We start from the raw sequence: 21,974 nt of genomic DNA on the forward strand, positions 1-21,974 counted from the left end.
GCCATGACAAAACAAGTCACCCCCACCTGTGATACGGCCTATGCCGAACTGCATGTCACCAGCAATTTTTCCTTCCTGCGCGGCGCATCGCATGCAGAGGAACTTGTCCTGACCGCCGCCACCAAGGGCCTGCATGCGATTGCAATCACCGACCACAACACATTGGCCGGGGTGGTGCGCGGCCATACAGCACACCGTAATTATGCTGATCGCCTCAATTACATTGTCGGCTGTCGGCTTGATCCGATGGATGGCCCATCCTTGCTGTGTTATCCGACGGACCGGGCATCCTATGCCCGACTGTGCCGGTTGCTTACCCTTGGCAAACGCCGGGCCCCCAAGGGATCGTGCGAGATTTATCTTGCCGATATCGTCACGCACAGCGAAGGCTTGCTGTTTATCGCCGTGCCGCCCCAGGTCCCCGATGATGCCTTTCGCACTGAGCTGATCAGTTTGAAAACGCATTTCGACGGGCGGCTGTGGCTGGCCATCGGGCGGTTCATGGACGGGTTTGACAGCGAACGTCTTGAGTTTACCGAGGCGGTCGAGGCCGAGCTTGGTATTCCCGCCGTGGTCACCAATGACGTGCATATGCACCTTCGGTCGCGCAAACCGTTGCAGGATGTCCTGACTTGCATTCGTCATCACTGCACGATTGAGGATGCCGGGTATCGCCTGTTTCCCAATGGCGAACGCCACATCAAATCGCCGCGTGAAATGGCCCGCTTGTTTCCAGATCACCCGCACTGGATTGCCCGCACGATTGAGATCGCCGATCAATGCAGCTTCAGCCTTGATGAGCTGCGCTATGAATACCCCGACGAAAATGACGGATCAGGCGAAGGCACCCAGGAACGCCTGATCCGCCTGACCTGGGAAGGAGCACAGAAACGCTACCCCGACGGGGTGCCCGACAAGGTCAAAAACCTGATCGAGACAGAGCTCAAGCTGATCGATGAGCTGGGCTACGCCCCCTATTTCCTGACCGTGCATGACATTGTCGCCTTTGCCCGGTCCAAGGGCATCCTCTGTCAGGGGCGCGGATCGGCAGCCAATTCATCGGTCTGTTTTTGTTTGCATGTCACCTCGGTCGATCCCAACAAGGTGGAGTTGCTGTTTTCGCGTTTCATCAGTAATGCGCGCAATGAGCCGCCCGATATCGATGTCGATTTTGAACATGAACGCCGCGAAGAGGTTATTCAGTTCATCTATGAGCGCTATGGCCGCGACCGGGCCGGACTGACCGCAACCGTGATTTCATATCGGTCGCGCAGTGCCATGCGTGATGTTGGCAAGGTCTTTGGCCTGTCGGAAGACACCATCGTCAAACTGACCAAAACCATCTGGGGATCAAGCAGCAAACCCGCCCATGACACCATGATGCGCCAGTCGGGCATTCATCCCGATGAACCGCGCCTGAAGGCTGTGCTGGACCTTGCCGGGGAACTGACCGGTTTCCCCCGCCATCTGTCGCAACATGTCGGCGGCTTTGTCATTACCAGCGGACCGCTTTGCGAACTATCCCCGATTGCCAATGCCGCCATGGCGGACCGCACCACCATTGAATGGGACAAGGATGACATTGATGCGCTGGGTATCCTTAAGGTTGATATCCTGGCCCTTGGCATGCTGACCTGCATCCGCAAGGCATTGGATGAGCTGCGCACGCATAAGAACATTGATTACGATCTCGCCACCCTTCCCAAGGAAGACGTTGCTACCTATCGCATGCTGACCAAGGCCGACAGTATCGGCACTTTTCAGGTGGAATCGCGCGCACAAATGAGCATGCTGCCCCGCCTGAAACCGCAAAGCATTTATGATCTGACCATTCAGGTCGCCATTGTCCGTCCAGGCCCCATTCAGGGCGGCATGGTCCATCCGTTTTTGCAGCGGCGCATGGGACGCGAAAAGGTCGAATATCCATCTCCGGAACTTGAAGCCGTGCTTAAACGCACCTGCGGCGTGCCGCTGTTTCAGGAGCAGGCGATGCAGATCGCCATTGTTGCAGCCGGTTATTCCGGTGGGGAGGCCGACAACCTGCGGCGCGCCATGGCAACATTCAAACGCACCGGCACCATTGGTGAACACCGCACCAAATTCATCAATGGCATGCTGAAAAATGGCTATGACATGGAGTTTGCCGAACGCTGCTTCAAACAGATCGAAGGCTTTGCCGATTATGGTTTTCCCGAAAGCCACGCGGCGAGTTTCGCCATTCTGGCCTATGCGTTGTCCTGGCTGAAATGCCATCACCCGGATGTGTTTTTATGCGCGCTTTTGAATTCCCAACCGATGGGCTTCTATGCCCCGGCACAACTGGTCAATGATGCGCGCAATCACGGGGTGCGCGTGCTTGAAATCGATATCAATTACAGCTTCTGGGACAACAATCTGGAACGCGAACCGGGCCGCACAGCAGGATATCATGCGGTGCGTCTTGGGTTCCGCCAGATCAAGGGATTTGGGGAGCTTGATGCCCTTGCCCTGATTTCCAATCGTCCGTCGGGCGGGTTTCAGGATGTCTACCTGATGGCGCGCCAGACGGGCTTATCACCCGCCGCCCTTGAAAAGCTGGCCGAGGCCGATGCGTTCGGATCACTTGGGCTGTCCCGGCGCGAAGCGCTGTGGTCCGTGCGGCGATTTGGCAAGGGGCGCAAGGCGCCAGCTGCCCTGCCGCTGTTTGAAGCGGCCCAGAACTTTAACCACAATATGGGTATCTCGGCCGAGTTCGGTGCCGAGGCGCCGGTGGATCTGCCGATAATGGGCCCGGGTGAGGAAATCATCGAAGATTACGCCAGCCTGCGCTTGTCTCTAAAGGGACACCCGATGAACATGCTCCGTGACGCGCTTGGAGAAGCCGGTATCTGCAAGGCAAGTGACCTGTCTGCAATACGCGATGGAGAAAAGTTAACACATGCAGGTCTTGCCATTGTCCGTCAGCGCCCGGGTACGGCATCGGGGGTGGTGTTCATCACGCTGGAAGATGAAACGGGCATCACCAATCTGGTGGTCTGGAGCAAGGTGATGGAAAAATATCGCCGTGAAATTATGACAGCAACTGTCCTTGGTGTTTCCGGAAAACTTCAACGTGAAGATGGTGTAACCCATATCATTGCGGACAAATTGGTTGACCTGACCGGAATGCTACAAGGTCTAACTGACAACACCAAAATTGCCCGTAGCAACCACAATCACCCGAGAAATCTGCGCTGGGCAAACGGGTTGGACAATTTGAGCCATTCACACTCATCAGAAGCCCCGGAAGGATCCAAACTGAAAATAGACAGTCACGATTTTCACTGATCAGAAAGCTGTGCCTTGTTGGTAGGTGTGATCATAACTCGGGTTACATCTCGGAAAGCGAAACTCGTACGCCGCTTGTCGCAGATTTGGCAATTGCGTGGATGACTTTTTCGAATTCGTAGGCGTGTTCGAAATCGGGGTATGGCGTGCTGTTATCACCGATTGCGCGAAGGAGTGCGTTGGCTTCGATGACTTTGAGGTCGTTAAAGCCAAGTTGGTGTCCCGGTGCCGGGCAGAATTCGCCGTAGGGCGGGTGGGCTGGGCCGGTCAGGATTGTGGTGAAGCCTTGCTGTGCTTTGTCGCCTGAATTGCGGAAGAGCTGCAGTTCGTTCATGCGTTCCTGATCAAAGCAGATCATCCCCTTGGTGCCGTGAACTTCCCATGCCAGCCGGTTTTTACGCCCCCAGGCCGACCGTGATGTCGAAAGGCTGCCTTGTGCGCCATTGGCGAACCGGACCAGGGCCGATGCCGTATCCTCGTTTTCAACCTTCGCCCGCCCGGTGCCATCCGAGAGCGGGCGCGTGGCGTGCACGGTTTGCATGTCGGCAATCAGGCTTTCGATCGGGCCGGCGATGCCATATGCCATGGAAACAAGGTGGCAGCCCATATCCCCCAGCGCCCCAAGCCCAGCATCGGCAAGTTTCGCCCGCCAAGTCCAGGGAAGGTCCGGATCGGCCTGGTAATCCTCATCGACCCAGCCGCGGAAATGGACGATGTCACCAATCTCGCCTGCTTGGACAAGCCGGCAGGCATGGGTGAAGGCCGGGTTTTTGATGTAGTTATAGCCGACCATGGTTTTTACGCCCGCCTTACGGGCGGCATCGCGCATTTCGCGGGCCTGATCGAGCGTAAGTGCCAGCGGTTTTTCGCAATAGACATGCTTGCCAGCCTTGATCGCGGCAATTGCCATGTCGAAATGAAGGGCATTGGGTGTGGTGATCGAAACGATATCGACATCCGGATCCGAGATCAGCGAGGTCCAGTCAGACGTGCTTTTGGCAAAGCCAAACTGATCGGCCATCTGTTTGGCCTTTTCTGCCGGCGTATCGCATAAAACCGCAAGGTGAGACTCCGGAACATCGCCCATAATTGCCCGTGCCGCGCCAAATGCCAGTGCATGTGCCTTGCCCATGAACCCCGTGCCAATAAGGCCAACACCCAGAGATTTCATTTGTTGGAACTCCTCACCTAGTCAAAATAGAATTTTTGTTCTATTTAATGGATGATCATGGAACGAACATTGCGTCAAGCAGAATCAAAAAAGGAAGAACAAACGCCATGAGTGATCAGACCGCACCTGTTTCGCTTGAGGAATTCAATCATCGCTTGGCCGAGATATCGGAAACCATGCCCAAAAGGCTCCGCCAATGTGCGGAGTATGTTGCGCAGAATACCGATCGTATCGCCGTTTCAACCGTCGCAGAGTTGTCCGCGGGTGCTGGCGTTCAGCCATCAGCTTTTATGCGATTCTGTCAGTTGATGGGGTTCACCGGGTTTTCGGAAATGCAGAAGATGTTCCGCGAGACCTATGCGCAGAAATGGCCGGATTACACCACCCGGCTGGAGAATTTGCGGGCAACCGGGGATGATAGTCCCAGCGCCTTGCTGGCCGAGTTTGTTGAAGCCGGACGGTTGTCGCTGGAAAATCTGGCATCGACGGTTGACCTCGAAACACTGGAAAAGGCGGTGGATGTCCTGGCATCTGCCCCGATGATCCATGTAGTGGGATTCAGGCGCGCTTTCCCGGTCGCGAGTTACCTGTCTTATGCGTTCGAGAAGATGAACATTGCCGCGGTTCTGCATGACGGTGTGGGGAACCTCAATCCTCGACACGCGATCCGCGAGGGCGATGTGGTGATCGCCATCACCTTTGCGCCCTATTCACAGGAAACGATCGATCTTGCCGCCTATGCGCATGACCTTGGAAACAAGGTCGTAGCGATCAGTGATGCGCCGAGCGGACCGATGCGCAAGACGGAGGCCTTGATGTTGTCAGTGTCCGAAGTCGATGTCGGCGCGTTTCGCGCGCTGTCTGCGACGATCTCGTTGGCGATTGCCTTGGCGGTGTCGGTCGGTGCCAAGCGCGACAAGCTGAGCGATGGAAAATAAGTATTGAAAAACGATAAAAATGGAATAAAAATTCCATAGTGTGTTCGGTTATGGAACATGCATGTCAGTAAAACGGGTGCGAGAGACATCCGCAAGATCATCCCGAAATCGCCGTTCCACCGACCGGTCTGCCAGTAAATACCTGCTGGCAGTGGGTGAAGCGGGGTGATTGCCACCAGTCAAGGCGACGACGCCGAAGGGAAGGAACATCGGAATGCTTAAAATAGGTTTGCTGGGCGCAGGGCGTATCGGCCAGGTTCATGCGATCAATATCGTTGCCCATCCGCAAAGTGAACTGGTTGCGGTTTCAGACAAGTTTGATGAACCTGCCCAAAAGCTTGCGCAGATGTATGGCTCCACCGTTCGCACAAATAAGGAAATCATTGCGGATCCGGCAATTGACGCCGTTCTGATCGCAACCTCGACCGATACCCATGCGGACCTGCTTGAAGCAGCAACGGCTGCGGGCAAGGCGGTACTGTGTGAGAAGCCGGTGGATCTTGATCTCAAGCGTGCGCAGGATTGCCTCACGCGCTGCGAACCGCATGGCCGGCCGATCATGGTGGGCTTTAACCGCCGCTTTGATCCGAACTTCGCCAGTCTGAAGGCATCTTTTGATAAGGGCGAAATCGGCAAGGGTGAGTTGCTTTCAATCACGTCCTTTGATCCGGCACCGCCGCCGGTGAGTTATGTGAAGGTATCGGGCGGTATCTTCCGCGATATGGCCATCCATGATTTCGATATGGCTTGCTGGATGTATGGCGCCTTGCCCGACAAGGTGACGGCTATCGGGTCAAGCATTGTCGATCCGGAAATTGGCAAGGCGGGTGATTTTGATACGGCTGTAACGACGCTTGAATTCTCTGGCGGGCGGATGGCTGTCATCAAAAACAGCCGTCGCGCGGCATATGGTTACGATCAGCGCATCGAGTTTCTCGGTTCCGAAGGTTTGCTTGCGGCGCATAACGTTCTGGAAAACACGATTGAGAAAATTACCGCCAACGGTGCGACCAAGGCAAAGCCTGAGCATTTCTTCCTTGAGCGTTATGCTAAGGCCTACCAGATCGAATGGAACAGCTTCATTGAGGGTGTGAAAGGGGCGACACCGCTTCCGGTCACTCTGAAGGACGGGGTCAACGCCCTGGTGGCCGCAGAGGCAGCCGCACTTTCAGCGCGCGAAGGTCGCACAGTTGATGTTGCGGCAGAAATTCTCGCCTGATCATAGCCTATCCTGATTAGCAAGTTCGATAAACCGGCACAGCCCGTAAGCAGTGCCGGTTTTTCTTTGATGCCAGAAGAAGTGGCTGCGAGTCGTTTGCAAAACCGAAAAACAATACCCGTGATCGTCTTCAAGAAGGGATGGCAACGTACCGTACCATATTTTGTCGTTGGGTCGGGTAAGGGGCAGTTTCAGGTGGTTTTGCGAACTTTTTCCTTGCCAGATCGGATGGCGTTTCGCAGCGCAATAGAAAAAAAATGTTGATTTAGTAAAAAAATAGAACAAAAATTCTATTCAACGGTTTCAGGGGCTCAGCTCACCAACGCCGATACAAGCAGTAAGGCCGCGTAAAGACGACTGGCTGCAGGAAGAACACATAAGCTCAATGGGAAAATCCCAACATTTAGCCGACTAGGGAGGCAACAGATGAAAAAGGCGCTTACTGCCATTGCGGCAGCAGCATTTGCATTTGCCGGTTTGTCCGCAACTGCATCCGCAGAAAATGAAAAATTTGTTCTGATCAGCCATGCTCCGGACTCAGATAGCTGGTGGAACGTGATCAAGAACGCAATCCAGGTCGCAGGCGGCCAGATGGGTGCGGAAGTCGAATACCGTAACCCGCCGACCGGTGACCTTGCCGACATGGCGCGTATTGTCGAACAGGCTGCTGCGACCAATCCTGACGGCATCATCGTGACCATCGCAGACTTCAACGTTCTTAAAGGCCCGATCACCGATGCGGTTGACAAGGGCATTCCGGTCATCACCATCAACTCCGGCACGCAGGAGCAGTCCGAAGAACTCGGCGCGCTGATGCATGTTGGTCAGCCGGAATATGATGCCGGTTTTGGTGCCGGTAAACGTGCCGCAGCAGCCGGTGCAAAAAGCTTTGTCTGTGTGAACCACTACATCACCAATCCGGCGTCTGTTGAGCGTTGCCGTGGTTTCGCCGACGCGCTTGGTGTCGAGCTTGGTAGCCAGATGATCGATAGCGGTCAGGACCCGTCGGAAGTCAAAAACAAGGTCAGCGCGTACCTGAATGCCAATCAGGATGTTGATGCTGTCCTGACGCTGGGTCCGAACTCTGCCCATCCGACCCTTGCAGCCCTTCGTGACGCGGGTCTTGCTGGCGAGATCATGTTTGGCACGTTCGATCTGTCTTCCGAGATCGCAGAAGCTATCAAAGCTGGCGAAATCAACTTTGCCATTGATCAGCAGCCGTATCTTCAGGGCTACCTTCCGGTCGTTATCCTGACCAACTATGCCCGTTATAGCGTCCTGCCGTCTGGTCATATCAACTCGGGTCCCGGGTTCATTACCAAGGACAACATCGCGCAGGTCGAAAAATACGCCGGCGAATATCGTTAAGACTTCCTCCCTCCAAGGGCGTGCCTTTGGCCGCCCTTGGCACCCACCCGTTTAGTTAAAAGAGTAATGCCATGTCGGACGAGCGGCTCAAGCAAGTCTCAGCCATTCGCCGTGCCATGATCAGGCCCGAACTCGGTGCGATCTGCGGTACGATCCTGGTCTTTGTTTTCTTCTTCATGATTGCCGGTGATAGCGGGATGTTTTCCCCGGAAGGCATCCAGAACTGGGGTGTCGTTTCGGCCCAGTTTGCGATTATCGCCGTTGGTGCCTGCCTGTTGATGATTGCGGGCGAATTCGATCTTTCGGTTGGCTCAATGATCGGCTTTGCCGGGGTGGTGATTGCCATCCTGTCTGTTCAGTGGGGCCTGCCGGTTTGGCTTTCGATCATTGCAGCCTTTATCGTCTGCACGGCACTGGGTGCCTTGAACGGTTTTCTGGTGATCAAAACCGGTCTGCCGAGCTTCATCGTGACGCTGGCGTTTTTATATATTCTTCGTGGCCTGACCATCTGGCTTTCCATCCTGACCACACGACAGACCATTATCGGTGGCGTGAAGGAAGCCGCCGAGGGCGATCCGCTTGCCTGGTTGTTTGGCGGCGTGATCTTCAAGGGCTTCTTCCAGTGGCTTGGCGATATTGGTGTCATTGATACCTTTACCCGTGGTTCGCGCATGGGTCAGCCGGTTGTCGAAGGCCTGCCGATGCTGGTCATCTGGGCACTTGCACTTATTATTTTCGGTCATTGGCTTTTGACCAAAACGCGTTTCGGGAACTGGATTTTTGCCGCCGGTGGTGATGCACAAGCCGCCCGTTATGTCGGCGTTCCGGTCAATCGGGTTAAAATCCTGATGTTCATGTTTACCGCATTTTGCGCCACCGTATTTGCGACCTGTCAGGTCATGGAGTTCGGGTCGGCTGCGGCAGACCGTGGTTTGCTCAAGGAATTTGAAGCCATCATTTGTGTGGTGATTGGTGGCGCGCTTCTGACGGGCGGTTATGGTTCGGTCATTGGGGCGGCGTTGGGCGCGCTGATCTTTGGTGTTGTTCAGCAAGGCTTGTTCTTTGCCGGTGCGGAAAGCTCGTTATTCCGTGTGTTCCTTGGCGGCATTCTGATCTTTGCTGTCATCATGAATACCTATATCCGCCGCATGATTACGGGAGAACGGTGATGAGCACCCCTTTGATTGAAATGGACAATATCGAAAAGCATTTCGGTCCGGTGATCGCGCTGGGCGGTGTTTCCTTCAACGTTATGGAAGGCGAATGTCACTGTCTTCTCGGGGATAACGGTGCTGGCAAGTCGACCTTCATCAAGACGATGTCCGGGGTTCACAAGCCGACCAAGGGTGTCATGCGGGTCAGCGGTCAGGAGACGATGTTTGACAGTCCGCGTGATGCGATGGAAGCCGGAATTGCGACCGTATACCAGGACTTGGCGATGATCCCGCTGATGTCAGTGACCCGGAACTTCTGGATGGGACGTGAGCCGCGCAAAAGCTTGGGCCCGTTCAAGTGGATCGATTTCAAACATGCCAATAAAGTCACCATGGATGAAATGTCATCGATGGGGATTAATCTGCGCGAACCGGAACAGGCGGTAGGTACGCTTTCAGGCGGCGAGCGCCAAACAGTGGCGATCGCACGTGCGGTCTATTTCGGTGCAAAGGTATTGATCCTTGATGAGCCGACATCGGCCCTTGGTGTGCGCCAGACGTCAAATGTTCTGGCAACCATTGATCGGGTGCGCAAGGCAGGCATTGGCGTGATCTTCATTACCCATAACGTACGCCATGCCATGGCGGTGGGCGACAGGTTTACGGTTTTGAACCGTGGTCAAACCCATGGCACGGCGAAACGTGGCGAAATCAAACCGGAAGAGCTGCAAGACCTTATGGCGGGTGGTCAGGAACTGGCCGAGCTTGAAGGGTCGCTCGGAGGGACGATTTGATGAAGCAGCTTGATGTCATCACGATCGGACGGTCTTCTGTCGACCTGTATGGCGCCCAGATTGGCGGGCGTCTGGAAGACATGGCGTCGTTCAATAAATATATCGGCGGGTCGCCCACCAATATGGCCTGCGGAACTGCACGGCTGGGCCTTAAATCTGCGCTTATCACCCGTGTCGGGGATGAGCATATGGGCCGCTTCATCCGCGAAAAGCTGGTTGCCGAGGGGGTTGATGTACAAGGGGTGATTACTGACCCCGAACGTCTGACAGCCCTTGTCATTCTTGGCGTGCGCGATCAGGAACAATTCCCGCTGATTTTCTATCGCGAGAATTGCGCGGATATGGCGTTGTGCGAGGATGATATCGATCCCGATTTCATCGCCAGCGCCCGCTGCGTCACGGTCACGGGAACGCATCTTTCCCATCCCAAAACACGTGCGGCAGTTCTAAAGGCCGTCCGGCTTGCGCGCGAAGCCGGGGCCAAAACGGCACTCGATATTGATTATCGGCCGAACCTTTGGGGACTGTCGGGGCATGGGGATGGTGAGAACCGCTTTATTGCCTCGGACGCGGTCACCAAAGAATTGCAGGCGACCCTGCATCTGTTTGATCTGATCGTCGGGACCGAGGAAGAATTCCATATTGCGGGTGGCGTGACCGATACGCTTGAAGCACTTGAAAATGTTCGGGTGATTTCAAACGCGACGCTGGTTTGCAAGCGCGGGCCGATGGGGGCTGTGGCGTTTTCGGACAAGATTGGCAAAAGCCTTGATGACGGTGTTTCCGGCCCGGGGTTTGCCGTCGACGTGTTTAATGTTCTGGGGGCAGGCGACGGCTTTATGTCCGGCCTTTTGAAGGGCTGGCTGAGTGATGAAGACTGGCAAACATCGCTGAAATACGCCAATGCCTGTGGGGCATTTGCGGTGTCACGTCATGGCTGTACGCCTGCTTATCCGAGTTGGGATGAACTGCAGTTCTTCTTTGATCGCGGTATCAAAACCCCCGAACTACGCTATGATGCCGAGCTGGAGCAAATCCACTGGTCGACCAACCGGACGGGCAATTGGCCGGATATGCGGGTTTTTGCTTTTGATCACCGGATGCAGCTTGAAGACCTTGCCGATGAGGTGGGTGTTTCAAAAGATCGCATCGGACCGTTCAAGGAGCTGTGTCTGAATGCGGTTCGCACGGTTTCGGGCGGCAAGGAAGGCTATGGCATTCTTTGTGACCGGCGGCTGGGGCGTGACGCGCTTTATGCGGCGGCGGGAACCGGGCTTTGGATCGGACGACCGGTTGAGTTGCCGGGCTCGCGCCCGCTGGAACTCGAAATCGGGCCTGATCTTGGCACGGACCTTAGTGAATGGCCGGTCGAGCATGTGGTCAAGGTTCTGTGTTTCTATCATCCCGATGATGACGACGGGACAAAGGCCGATCAGGAAGCAACCATTCTGCGCCTTGCCGCTGCGGCCCGTGGAAACGGCTTGGAATTCCTGCTTGAAGTTATTCCGTCGAAAGTCGGCGACTGTGATGATGCAACGACAGCCAAGGTGATCGAGCGTTTCTATGAAATCGGTGTTTATCCCGACTGGTGGAAGCTTGAGCCGATGAAATCGGATGCGGCATGGCGCAACGCCTGTGACGCCATCGCAAAAAATGATGCGTATTGCCGTGGGATCGTGGTGCTTGGTCTGGATGCACCAGAGGCAGAGCTGGTCGAGAGCTTCGAAGTCGCAGCCCGCTTTAACATGGTCAAAGGCTTTGCCGTTGGACGCACCATCTTTATCGATGTTGCACGCGACTGGATGCAAGGTACGATCACCGATGATCAGGCTGTTGCATCAATGGCCCAAAAATATCGCGTCCTGTGTGATACTTGGGACGCGGCACGCAAGAAATCGGGAGGAACGGCATGAAAACCGTTCGGTTAACCGCCGCCCAAGCCATGGTGCGGTATCTGAGTGTTCAGCTCAATCATGACGGCGAAGACTTTTTCGGCGGCTGCTGGGCGATCTTTGGTCATGGCAATGTCGCCGGAATTGGCGAGGCCCTGCATGGTGCGGGGGATAGCTTCCCGACATGGCGCGGGCACAATGAACAGGGCATGGCGCATGCGGCAATTGCCTATGCCAAGGCATCTAATCGCAAACGTGCCATGGCGGTCACAACATCCATCGGCCCGGGTGCGACCAACATGGTGACGGCCGCGGCACTGGCGCATGTCAACCGTTTGCCGGTTCTGTTTATCCCCGGCGATATCTTTGCTAATCGTGCTCCAGATCCGGTTTTGCAGCAGGTCGAAGATTTTGGGGATGGTACGATTTCGGCCAATGACTGCTTCAAACCGGTCAGTCGGTATTTTGATCGTATTACCCGCCCCGAGCAGCTTTTGACGGCATTGCCACGGGCGATGGCGGTTTTGACAGATCCGGCTGATTGTGGGCCGGTGACCTTGGCATTTTGTCAGGATGTTCAGGCAGAGGCCTATGATTGGCCGGAAAGCTTCTTTGCGCCCAAGACATGGAAGCAACTGCGTCCACGTGCAGACCTTGAACAGATTGAAGACGCGATTACGGTGATCCGGTCGGCTGAAAAGCCGCTGATCATTGCGGGCGGTGGGGTGCATTACGCCGGGGCATGTGACGATCTGCGCGATTTTGCCCATCGTCACAATATCCCGGTGGCCGAAACGCAGGCCGGGAAATCGGCCTTGCCGTGGGACGATAACCTCAATCTGGGATCGATCGGTGTGACCGGGGCAAGCAGTGCCAACGCCATTGCCGAGGAAGCCGATCTGATCATTGCGGTGGGCACACGCCTGCAGGATTTTACGACCGGCAGCTGGGCTCTGTTCAAGAACCCGGGTCGTCGGATTCTGTCGATCAATGTTGCGGCGTATGATGCGTGCAAACATGACGCAATTTCCGTCGTCGGTGATGCCAAGGTCACATTGGCGGAATTGACCAATGGCCTGAGCGGCTATTGCGCAGGGGCCGTGGACGCGGACCTGAAGAAAAGCTGGATTGATGCGGTCGATGGTGTCACCGCGGCACCGACAGGCAACGCGCTGCCAACCGACGCGCAAGTGATTGGGGCGGTTCAGCGCAGCACCGATGAAAATGCCATCGTTGTTTGTGCCGCAGGCGGTCTTCCGGGTGAGCTTCACAAGCTTTGGAAGGCATCGCAGCCTAATGGCTATCACGTTGAATATGGCTTTTCGTGCATGGGGTACGAGATTGCCGGCGGCCTTGGCGTGAAGATGGCCTGTCCCGATCGCGACGTCGTCGTCATGGTCGGCGATGGGTCCTACATGATGATGAATTCCGAGCTCGCAACCAGTGTGATGCTTGGCCACAAGATCATCACCGTCATTCTTGATAACCGTGGATTTGGCTGCATCAACCGATTGCAGATGGCAACCGGTGGGGAAAGCTTCAACAACCTTCTTGATACCGCGCGTCATACTGTGCCGTCGGCCATTGACTTTACCGCGCATGCTGGCGCGATGGGGGCGATTGCCGAAAAGGTCTCCTCTATCGCCGAACTTGAAGCGGCCATGACCCGCGCCAAAGAAGCCGACCGATCCTACGCCATTGTGATTGATACCGATCCTTTGCCAAGCACCGAGGCAGGTGGCCATTGGTGGGACGTTGCCGTGCCGGAAGTCTCGGTTCGCCCAACAGTCAATGAAGCCCGAAAAAATTACGAAGCCGCGCTGAAAAAACAGCGCCCCGGAGATTAAGATTATGATCCTTTACGGTACCAATCCGATTGCCTGGTCCAATGATGATGACCAGACCCTTGGTGCAGAAAACAGCCTTGAAACCTGCTTATCCGAAGCCGGTAAGATCGGATTTGATGGCATCGAAAAAGGCCACAAGATGCCGACCGAGCCAGCAGCGCTTAAGGCGGCCCTTGATCCGCATGGCCTGAAATTTATCTCGGGCTGGCATTCGCTTAATCTTCTGACGCATTCGGTCGAGGACGAGAAAAAAGCCATCCAGCCGCATCTCGATTTGCTGAAATCGATGGGGTGCAAGGTTTGCATTGTCTGTGAAACATCGAACGCCATTCACGGCAATGATGATGCTGCGCTAAATGACAGCCCTGTTCTGGCTGATGACCAGTGGGCGAAATTTGGTGCCGATGTCGAAGAAATCGCGGCTTATTGTGCCGATCAGGGGATAGATCTGGTCTATCACCACCACATGGGAACGATTGTTGAAACGGTCGATGAAATTCATGCTTTTATGGATAATACCGGTCTGAGAACCAAGCTTCTGCTTGATACCGGTCATGCGTGGTTCGGCGGAGCGGATCCGGAAGAGCTTGCCGCGCGTTACATGGATCGTGTGGGCCATATCCATTGCAAAAATGTCCGCCCAGCCATCAGCAAGCAGGTCCGTGAACAAGGGCTTAGTTTCCTTGAGGGCGTGCGTCGGGGTGTGTTTACAGTTCCCGGTGATGCCGAGGGCGGCGTTGCGTTCGAACCGGTTCTCAAAATTGCGGGCGAACACGGATATAGCGGTTGGTTGGTGATTGAAGCCGAACAGGATCCGAATGTTCGCAACCCTTTTGAGTATCAGTCTTTGGGGCTGAAATCGCTTCGTGACATGGCACGGAAAGCCGGACTTGATAAAGGAGATGCCTGATGGCGGATCTGCTGCGAAAACCAAATGGAACGACCGGCAAGGTCCACGATATTACGGCCGAAAGTGCCAATTGGGGCTATGTCGGGTTCGGGCTTTATCACCTCAAGGCCGGTGAAACTGCCGCCGAGGTGACCGGGGACCGCGAAGTCATTCTGGTGCTGGTCGAAGGCAAGGCCAAGGTTTCGGTTGGAGATCAGGATTTTGGTGAGCTTGGCAAACGGATGAATGTGTTTGAACGCATTCCCCCCGCCTGCGTTTATGCCCCGAATGACAGTGAATGGAAGGTTGTGGCGACCACGGATTGCACGATCGGGGTTTGTACCGCACCGGGCAAGGGAAACCATCCGGCGCGTGTGATCGAAAATATTGAGCTGGTCGAACGTGGAAAGGGGGGCAATACCCGCTATATCCACCCGATTGCCATGGAAGAAAAAGACATTGCCGATAGCCTTCTGGTGACAGAGGTGTTTACCCCTCAAGGCAACTGGTCAAGCTATCCGCCGCACCGTCATGACGAGGATAATTATCCCGATATGACCTATCTGGAAGAGACTTATTACCATCGCCTCAATCCGAAACAGGGCTTTGGTTTCCAGCGGGTCTTTACCGAAGATGGCGAACTTGATGAAACCATGGCGGTATCAGACGGTGATGTCGTTCTGGTGCCCAAAGGACACCATCCGTGTGGCAGCCCGTATGGCTATGAGATGTATTACCTCAATGTCATGGCCGGCCCGATGCGTAAATGGCGTTTCCAGAACCACCCGGATCACGACTGGATTTTCCAACGCGACAGTAAATGAAGGCGTTGTTTAATCTAGGGTCAAGGAAAGCGGCTGCTCAAGGTTCCAGCAGGGTTGTCGCCATGGCGGCTGTCCATGTTGCTGTGGCAGGATAGCCGTGTTTTGGCTCAACACTCGCCTCTTATCGTCGGCAGTGTTTAGCAATGAGGTCCAGAGTACGGAACGGGAAGATGCCCCCTCAACGGAGCTGGCCTTGCCAGCCCGTTATGCTATCCGCCGATGGTTGGCGATTCTCGCCACGTACGCTTATGCAGAAGCTCGTAGCCATCCATCAGTGATGGCGAGATTTTCTTCCTGGACCATCATTTTTCCCGGTGCGAAACGCGTGCCGGGTCGGGCTCAGCCTTCAAAATTGTGCCGGGCATAAAACCTGTTGAGCTCGTTTTGCGTTGGAGGCTGTCCGCAGAATGTTTCGACATAACCCGGAATGCGGGCCATGCGGACAGACAGATCTTCGTTGGCTTTCATTGAGATATAGCCGATCTGCACCAGATAAATGGCGCGCGCACGAACATCAGCCATGCGTTCGTCCTGACCAAATCGGGTGAACAGTTTGGCGAGCGCATCAAGGCGTTGCTGGTCTGCCTTTTCAATTTCGGCCCTGACATCATCGGACTGCATGGACCAGCTGCGCACGGCAAATTCCAGGCGCGAATCAAACAGATCAGGCATCAGCCAGAGATCGATGATGTTAAGCATCGCCTCTGAAATGGACTCGGCATAGGCCTCTGTCTGTTTGATCAGATTGCCGGTGTTTTTTTCACGCCAAAGATCCAGCAGGGCGCCCAGCAGTTCCTTTCGGTCCTTGAAAAACCAATAGAAGCTGGTGCGTGACAGGTTCAGGCGCTTTGCCAGTGGCTGAATTTTTACGCCATCGACACCGGTTTCAAGCAGCGCCTCATAGGCCGCGTTCAGCCAGATCTCGGCCGATCCGCGCCAGCCGCTGTTTTGTCCGGCGCCATTTTGCCCGGCGGTATTTTCAATCTGTTCTTCCATGGACCTGTCCTTAGCAAACTGCCCGGATCGGGACAAGCAGAGTGTACACCAATGTATCTGAAATATACATCAGTGAACTTAAAATTGACATAACTGTACATTTCTGAATATCGTCATTGGCAGAGAGATCAAACCGGAGCCCCGCACATGTCCAACGACCCGCTTCTTCAGCCCTATCAGCTTAAACATCTGACGCTGCGCAACCGCATCATGATGACGTCGCACGAACCGGCCTATCCCGAGGATGGCATGCCGAAAGACCGTTATCGCGCCTACCATGTGGAGCGCGCCAAGGGTGGTGTTGCCATGACCATGACGGCAGGGTCGGCTGCGGTGTCAAAGGACAGCCCGCCGGTCTTTAACAACCTGCTGGTCTGGAAGGATGAAGTTGTTCCGTGGATGAAGGACCTGACCGATGCGGTGCACGAACAGGGTGCCGCGGTCATGATCCAGCTGACCCATCTGGGCCGCCGCACGCGCTGGGACAAGGCAAACTGGTTGCCAGTGGTATCCCCATCACACAGGCGCGAAGCCGCACACCGGGCCTTCCCGAAAAAGATGGAAGACTGGGATATCGAGCGCATTATCAAGGATTATGCCGACGCGGCCGAGCGTATGAAGGCCGGCGGCATGGACGGGATCGAGCTTCAGGCCTATGGCCATCTGATGGATCAGTTCTGGTCGCCGCTGACCAACGATCTTGATGGTCCTTATGGGGGCAGTATCGATAACCGCCTGCGCTTTACCTTTGATGTGCTGACCGAAATCCGCAAACGCGTCGGCCCGGATTTCATTGTCGGTGTGCGCTATACCGGGGATGAGGACCTTGATGGTGGCTTGACTCAGGAAGATGGCCTGGCGATTTCCATGCGCCTTAAAGACAGTGGCATGGTTGATTTCCTCAATGTCATTCGCGGGCATATCGATACCGATGCCGGTCTGACTGATGTGATCCCGATTCAGGGCATGGCGAACTCGCCGCATTTGGACTTTGCTGGTGAAATTCGTGCCGCCACCGATTTCCCGACTTTCCATGGCGCCAAAATTCCAGATGTCGCAACCGCACGCCATGCGATTGCATCGGGTAAGATCGATATGGTTGGCATGACGCGTGCGCATATGACCGATCCGCATGTCGTGCGCAAGATCATCGAGAAACGCGAGGAAGAAATCCGTCCCTGTGTCGGGGCGAACTATTGCCTTGATCGCATTTATCAGGGCGGCTCAGCTTATTGCATCCACAATGCGGCCACTGGGCGTGAGCTTTCGATGCCGCAAATCGTGGAAAAGGCCGAAACCCGCAAAAAGGTCGTGATCGTCGGATCCGGTCCGGCGGGTATGGAAGCCGCCCGTGTTGCTGGTGAACGCGGTCATGAAGTTGTAGTGTTTGAAGCTGGCCCCAATCCGGGCGGACAAATTCGCCTGACCGCGCAGAACGAGCGTCGCCGCGAAATGATCAGCATCATCGACTGGCGGATGGCCGAATGCACCCGCCTGGGCGTGAGCTTCCATTTCAATACCTGGGCCGAGGCCGATACAATCACGGCTGAAAACCCGGATGTCGTGATCATCGCCACCGGCGGGATGCCCGATACCGAAGTCCTGTCGAAGGGCAATGATCTTGTGGTTTCAAGCTGGGATATCATTTCAGGTGACGTCAAACCGGGCACCAATGTTCTGGTTTATGACGATGCCGGGGACCATGCGGGTTTGCAGGCTGCAGAACTGATTGCCCAAAGCGGTGCCAAGGTCGAAATCATGACGCCGGATCGCGCCTTTGCACCCGAAGTCATGGCGATGAACCTTGTGCCCTATATGCGCAGCATGCAGAAGCTTGATACCACCTTTACCGTGACCTATCGCCTTGAGGCGGTCGAAAAGCAGGGCAACCAGCTGATCGCGCATGTCGGTAGCGACTATGGTGGGGTGGCCAAGCAACGGGTCGTTGATCAGATCGTGATTAACCACGGCACCATTCCGCTTGATGATATCTATTTCGATCTCAAGCCCGGTTCAACAAACCATGGTGAAATGTCCCATGATCTGCTTCTGGCGGGGCAGCCGCAATCGGTTGTGCGCAATCCGGACGGGGCCTATCAGCTGTTCCGGATCGGCGATGCGGTGTCCGCGCGTAATACCCATGCGGCAATCTATGATGCGTTGCGTCTGTTAAAAGACGTCTGATGTGCAGGGCAAGCGTGGCCATGTGTCACGCTTGCCCTTGCCTTTCTGTCAGGCGGCATCAATCAGCCAGTCGACAAAGATACGCGCCTTTTCCGAGGCACGCGGATGGACGCGTAAGTAAAATCCCATGGGCGAGGGGATTTCATCGGGCACCAGTTTGATCAGGCGGCCGTCTTCAAGGAGCGGCCCCACCAGTTCGTCCCAGCCAAGCACCGCGCCGACGTCATCCTGGGCGGCCTGTAAGGCAATCGTGTAGTTGTTAAGCTTGAAGCTGCGTCCCTTGGGGGCTGGCCGTCCTAGTGCGCGGAACCAGTCGGTCCATGTTGTCCAGTCGGTTTCCTCGTTATGCAGATGGATCAGGGGGCTTCGCAGCAAGTCGTCAATCGTTTCGATGTTTTGCTCGGCCTTAAACGCCGGTGTGCCGATCGCGGCCACACGGTCCTGAAACAGTTTGTAGTATCCTTCGGTCCCGTCATCGGGGTTGCTGTAATGGATGCTCAGATCGCATTGCCCGGTCATGCCCGGCACGTCAGAGACAATTTGTGACACCGTGATGTCGGGGTGAATTTTCCAGAAAGCTGCAATTTTTGGCGTAAGCCAAAGTGAACTGACCGCCGTTGTTGTGCGGATTGTGACATCTACTGTTTCGGGCTGGTCACGTAGCTGCAGGACCGTGTCGGAAATGGTTTCAAAGCCCCGTTGCAGGGCGACGAGCAGAAATGCGCCCTTTTCAGTCAGCTCCACGCCGCGGTTGCGACGAATGAAAAGGGCACTGCCAATATCGGCCTCAAGTGCCTTGATCTGGTGGCTTACAGCTGCCGGCGTGACATTGAGTTCTGCCGCCGCATGCTTGAAGCTCATATTGCGACCGGCTGCTTCAAAGCAGATCAGGGCATTTATCGAAGACAGATCATAGGGGCGGGCCAATAGGCTCTCCTGAAAACAACGCAGGGCATAATAGGTGAGTTTTTCAGATTAGTTGAACTAAACCAAGGTGAAAATTAATGCCGTTGTAAATCGTGGCATGACGTTCACACTTTTGGTTGCTTCAAAACATCAAAAGACGGAATTTCGCCATGCCCGCTACCCCGCCTTCCGTTCAGGAACTTCTGGCCCGTCGTGTGTCCGGATATTCACTGGAACAACCTTTCTATACCGATCCATCGATCTATCAGCTTGATCTGGAAAACATCCACTACAAGGAATGGCTGTTTGCGATCCCGTCGTGCGAGATCCCGAAGGCGGGTGACTACGTCATTTATGAAGTCGGTGCCTATTCCGTTGTGATCGTGCGCGGCAATGATCAGGTCGTGCGGGCATTCCACAATTCATGCCGTCATCGCGGATCAGTTCTGTGCAAAACCAAAAAGGGCCGCAATCCGCGGCTTGTATGCCCCTATCATCAATGGACCTATGATCTTGATGGTAAGTTGCTTTGGGCGCGTGACATGGGGCCGGACTTTGACAATTCGAAATTCGGGTTAAGTCCGGTTCATTGCCGGGTGATCCATGGATTGGTTTATATTTGTCTTGCCGAAAACGCCCCGGATATCGAACCGTTTGCCAAGGCCGCCGAGCGATATCTGGCGCCGCATGATCTTGAAAATTCCAAGGTTGCGTTTGAAAGCACGATTATCGAAAACGCCAACTGGAAGCTGGTCTGGGAAAACAACCGGGAATGCTATCACTGTGGTGGGAACCACCCATCGCTTTGCCGAACCTTCCCGGAAGATGCGCGTGCGATTGGCAGTACGTCCGATGGTGTTGTGGCCGGTGTGCTTGATGATCATGTCGCCCGTTGCGAGGCGGTTGGGGCGCCATCGGCCTATCAGATATCTGATGCCGGTGAATGGCGTCTGGTGCGGGTACCGCTTCTGGGGGAAGCGGAAAGTTATACGCTTGATACCAAGGCGGCTGTCAGCCTGCCTAATTCCAGCATCCCTTTCAAAAATGGCGGGTCGCTTTTGAAGTTCCATTATCCGTCGACATGGAACCATTTCCTGTCAGATCATGCGCTTGTTTTCCGTGTGACCCCGATCAGTCCGACGGAAACCGAAGTCTCGACCAAGTGGCTTGTGCACAAGGATGCGGTCGAAGGCCGTGATTATGACCTCAAGCGTCTGACCGAGGTCTGGCTTGCGACCAATGCCGAGGACAAGGAAGTGGTCGAAAACAATCAGCGTGGCATCGCGACACCGGCCTATAAGGTCGGCCCCTATTCCGATATCCACGAAGCCGGCGTTGCCCAGTTTGGCGACTGGTATGCGAAAACCCTGTCGGACAATCTGGCCCAAACCACACCGCTTGCGGCGGAGTAGGGCGATGTCTGTGATTGAAAAGCCGAAGCTTGCCTTTTGGTCGGATGCTGAAGAACTCGAATGTGTTTCGTTCCTGCCCGAAGCACCAGATGTTATGACCTTTTGCTTCCAGTCGGTGTCCGGTGCGTTGTTCAGCTATGACCCGGGGCAGTTTTTAACGCTGGAATTGCCGGTGCCGGGCGGGCCGCTTTATCGGACATACACCATCTCGTCCTCGCCTTCGCGTCCGACGTCCTTGACTGTGACGGTCAAGGCGCAGGCGGGATCGATCGGGACGCGCTGGATGCTTGATCATTTGCGCCCGGGCATGCGCATTCGTGCCAAGGGACCGTCTGGCAGCTTTTCGCTGATCAATCATCCGGCGGAGAAATACCTGTTTATTTCGGCGGGGTCGGGCATCACGCCGATGATGTCGATGACGACCTATCTCTATGATGCCGGGCGTGATCCCGACATTGTGTTCGTGAACTGCGCAAAACGTCCGTCCGAGATCATCTTTCGTGAACGTCTGGAGCACAGCGCATCGCGGATCAATGGCATCGCGCTTAAATGGGTGGTCGAGGAAGAAGACCCTTACAAACCCTGGACCGGATATCTGGGCACATTCAATCAGCTGATGCTGGGTCTGATGGCTCAGGATTATCTGGAACGTGAAGTGTTCTGTTGCGGGCCGGAGCCCTTCATGCAGGCCGTGCGCGAGGTTCTTGTCGGGCTTGGCTATGACATGGATCGTTACCATCAGGAAAGCTTCCACGCGCCGACACCGGATGTCGAAGACGTGCCCGATGATGTCGTCCCGGATGAGGAAAGCAAGGCGGTTATCGCCTTTACCGCATCGGGCATCACCGCCAGTTGCACCCAAACCGATACCATCCTTGCCGCAGCACGGACTGCCGGGCTTGTCATCCCGTCAGGCTGTTCGATGGGGATTTGCGGAACATGCAAGGTGCGCAAGACAGAAGGTCAGGTGCATATGGTCCATAACGGTGGCATCACCGATGACGATATCGAGGAGGGCTATATCCTTGCCTGCTGCTCAAACCCGATCGGACAGGTCACCATCGATGCATGATG

At 55.2% G+C, this 21,974-nt stretch carries 16 protein-coding genes; 13 read left to right on the forward strand and 3 right to left on the reverse strand.

Annotated features, from left to right (window positions below; all coding sequences use genetic code 11):
- Nucleotides 1-3: 3 nt before the first annotated feature.
- Nucleotides 4-3,306 (forward strand): error-prone DNA polymerase, encoded by a 3,303-nt coding sequence (locus tag CMO10_RS05580; protein WP_297019427.1) that lies wholly within the window; start codon nucleotides 4-6, stop codon nucleotides 3,304-3,306.
- Nucleotides 3,307-3,349: 43 nt separating this feature from the next.
- Here CMO10_RS05580 and CMO10_RS05585 read toward each other — a convergent pair whose 3' ends face one another.
- Nucleotides 3,350-4,477 carry a Gfo/Idh/MocA family protein gene (locus CMO10_RS05585; protein ID WP_297019429.1) on the reverse strand — a complete coding sequence of 376 codons (1,128 nt, stop codon included), beginning with the start codon at nucleotides 4,475-4,477 and terminating at the stop codon, nucleotides 3,350-3,352.
- A 107-nt stretch (nucleotides 4,478-4,584) separates the two neighbouring features.
- Here CMO10_RS05585 and CMO10_RS05590 point away from each other — a divergent pair, with 107 nt between their 5' ends.
- From CMO10_RS05590 to iolB, 9 genes are all read left to right on the forward strand, one after another.
- Nucleotides 4,585-5,415: a MurR/RpiR family transcriptional regulator gene (locus CMO10_RS05590; RefSeq protein WP_297019431.1), complete on the forward strand. Its 831-nt coding sequence runs from the start codon at nucleotides 4,585-4,587 to the stop codon at nucleotides 5,413-5,415.
- 214 nt (nucleotides 5,416-5,629) lie between these two features.
- Nucleotides 5,630-6,634: an inositol 2-dehydrogenase gene (gene iolG, locus CMO10_RS05595; RefSeq protein ID WP_297019434.1), complete on the forward strand. Its 1,005-nt coding sequence runs from the start codon at nucleotides 5,630-5,632 to the stop codon at nucleotides 6,632-6,634.
- A gap of 426 nt (nucleotides 6,635-7,060) precedes the next feature.
- Nucleotides 7,061-8,002 carry a sugar ABC transporter substrate-binding protein gene (locus CMO10_RS05600; protein WP_297019437.1) on the forward strand — a complete coding sequence of 314 codons (942 nt, stop codon included), beginning with the start codon at nucleotides 7,061-7,063 and terminating at the stop codon, nucleotides 8,000-8,002.
- 71 nt (nucleotides 8,003-8,073) lie between these two features.
- Nucleotides 8,074-9,171 (forward strand): ABC transporter permease, encoded by a 1,098-nt coding sequence (locus CMO10_RS05605; protein ID WP_297019438.1) that lies wholly within the window; start codon nucleotides 8,074-8,076, stop codon nucleotides 9,169-9,171.
- Nucleotides 9,171-9,950, forward strand: a complete 780-nt coding sequence (locus tag CMO10_RS05610; RefSeq protein ID WP_297019441.1) for an ATP-binding cassette domain-containing protein — start codon at nucleotides 9,171-9,173, stop codon at nucleotides 9,948-9,950. Before CMO10_RS05605 ends, CMO10_RS05610 begins: the two co-directional genes overlap by 1 nt.
- Nucleotides 9,950-11,863, forward strand: coding sequence for a bifunctional 5-dehydro-2-deoxygluconokinase/5-dehydro-2-deoxyphosphogluconate aldolase (locus CMO10_RS05615; protein ID WP_297019444.1), 1,914 nt, complete (start codon nucleotides 9,950-9,952; stop codon nucleotides 11,861-11,863). Before CMO10_RS05610 ends, CMO10_RS05615 begins: the two co-directional genes overlap by 1 nt.
- A complete protein-coding gene (gene iolD, locus CMO10_RS05620; protein ID WP_297019446.1) occupies nucleotides 11,860-13,689 on the forward strand; it encodes a 3D-(3,5/4)-trihydroxycyclohexane-1,2-dione acylhydrolase (decyclizing) in 1,830 nt (609 codons plus the stop codon). Before CMO10_RS05615 ends, iolD begins: the two co-directional genes overlap by 4 nt.
- A 4-nt stretch (nucleotides 13,690-13,693) precedes the next feature.
- Nucleotides 13,694-14,599, forward strand: coding sequence for a myo-inosose-2 dehydratase (gene iolE / locus CMO10_RS05625; RefSeq protein WP_297019449.1), 906 nt, complete (start codon nucleotides 13,694-13,696; stop codon nucleotides 14,597-14,599).
- A complete protein-coding gene (gene iolB, locus CMO10_RS05630) occupies nucleotides 14,599-15,402 on the forward strand; it encodes a 5-deoxy-glucuronate isomerase (RefSeq protein ID WP_297019452.1) in 804 nt (267 codons plus the stop codon). The genes iolE and iolB overlap by 1 nt, the downstream gene beginning before the upstream one ends.
- Nucleotides 15,403-15,741: 339 nt before the next feature.
- On the opposite strand, the gene CMO10_RS05635 is transcribed toward iolB, so the two are convergent.
- Nucleotides 15,742-16,398 (reverse strand): TetR/AcrR family transcriptional regulator, encoded by a 657-nt coding sequence (locus CMO10_RS05635; protein ID WP_297019454.1) that lies wholly within the window; start codon nucleotides 16,396-16,398, stop codon nucleotides 15,742-15,744.
- Between the two features lie 147 nt (nucleotides 16,399-16,545).
- Between CMO10_RS05635 and CMO10_RS05640 the strand changes: the two genes are divergently transcribed.
- Nucleotides 16,546-18,582 carry an NADH:flavin oxidoreductase gene (locus tag CMO10_RS05640; protein ID WP_297019456.1) on the forward strand — a complete coding sequence of 679 codons (2,037 nt, stop codon included), beginning with the start codon at nucleotides 16,546-16,548 and terminating at the stop codon, nucleotides 18,580-18,582.
- A gap of 48 nt (nucleotides 18,583-18,630) precedes the next feature.
- Here the strand turns inward: CMO10_RS05640 and CMO10_RS05645 are convergent, their stop codons facing one another.
- Complete coding sequence (locus CMO10_RS05645; RefSeq protein WP_297019457.1) at nucleotides 18,631-19,509, reverse strand: LysR substrate-binding domain-containing protein; 879 nt, start codon at nucleotides 19,507-19,509, stop codon at nucleotides 18,631-18,633.
- Nucleotides 19,510-19,658: 149 nt separating this feature from the next.
- Between CMO10_RS05645 and CMO10_RS05650 the strand changes: the two genes are divergently transcribed.
- Nucleotides 19,659-20,900, forward strand: a complete 1,242-nt coding sequence (locus CMO10_RS05650) for an aromatic ring-hydroxylating oxygenase subunit alpha (protein ID WP_297019461.1) — start codon at nucleotides 19,659-19,661, stop codon at nucleotides 20,898-20,900.
- 4 nt (nucleotides 20,901-20,904) lie between these two features.
- Nucleotides 20,905-21,972 (forward strand): FAD-binding oxidoreductase, encoded by a 1,068-nt coding sequence (locus tag CMO10_RS05655; protein ID WP_297019463.1) that lies wholly within the window; start codon nucleotides 20,905-20,907, stop codon nucleotides 21,970-21,972.
- Nucleotides 21,973-21,974 lie beyond the last annotated feature (2 nt).

It is taken from the genome of Thalassospira sp., from assembly GCF_002709775.1.
GTDB lineage: Bacteria > Pseudomonadota > Alphaproteobacteria > Rhodospirillales > Thalassospiraceae > Thalassospira.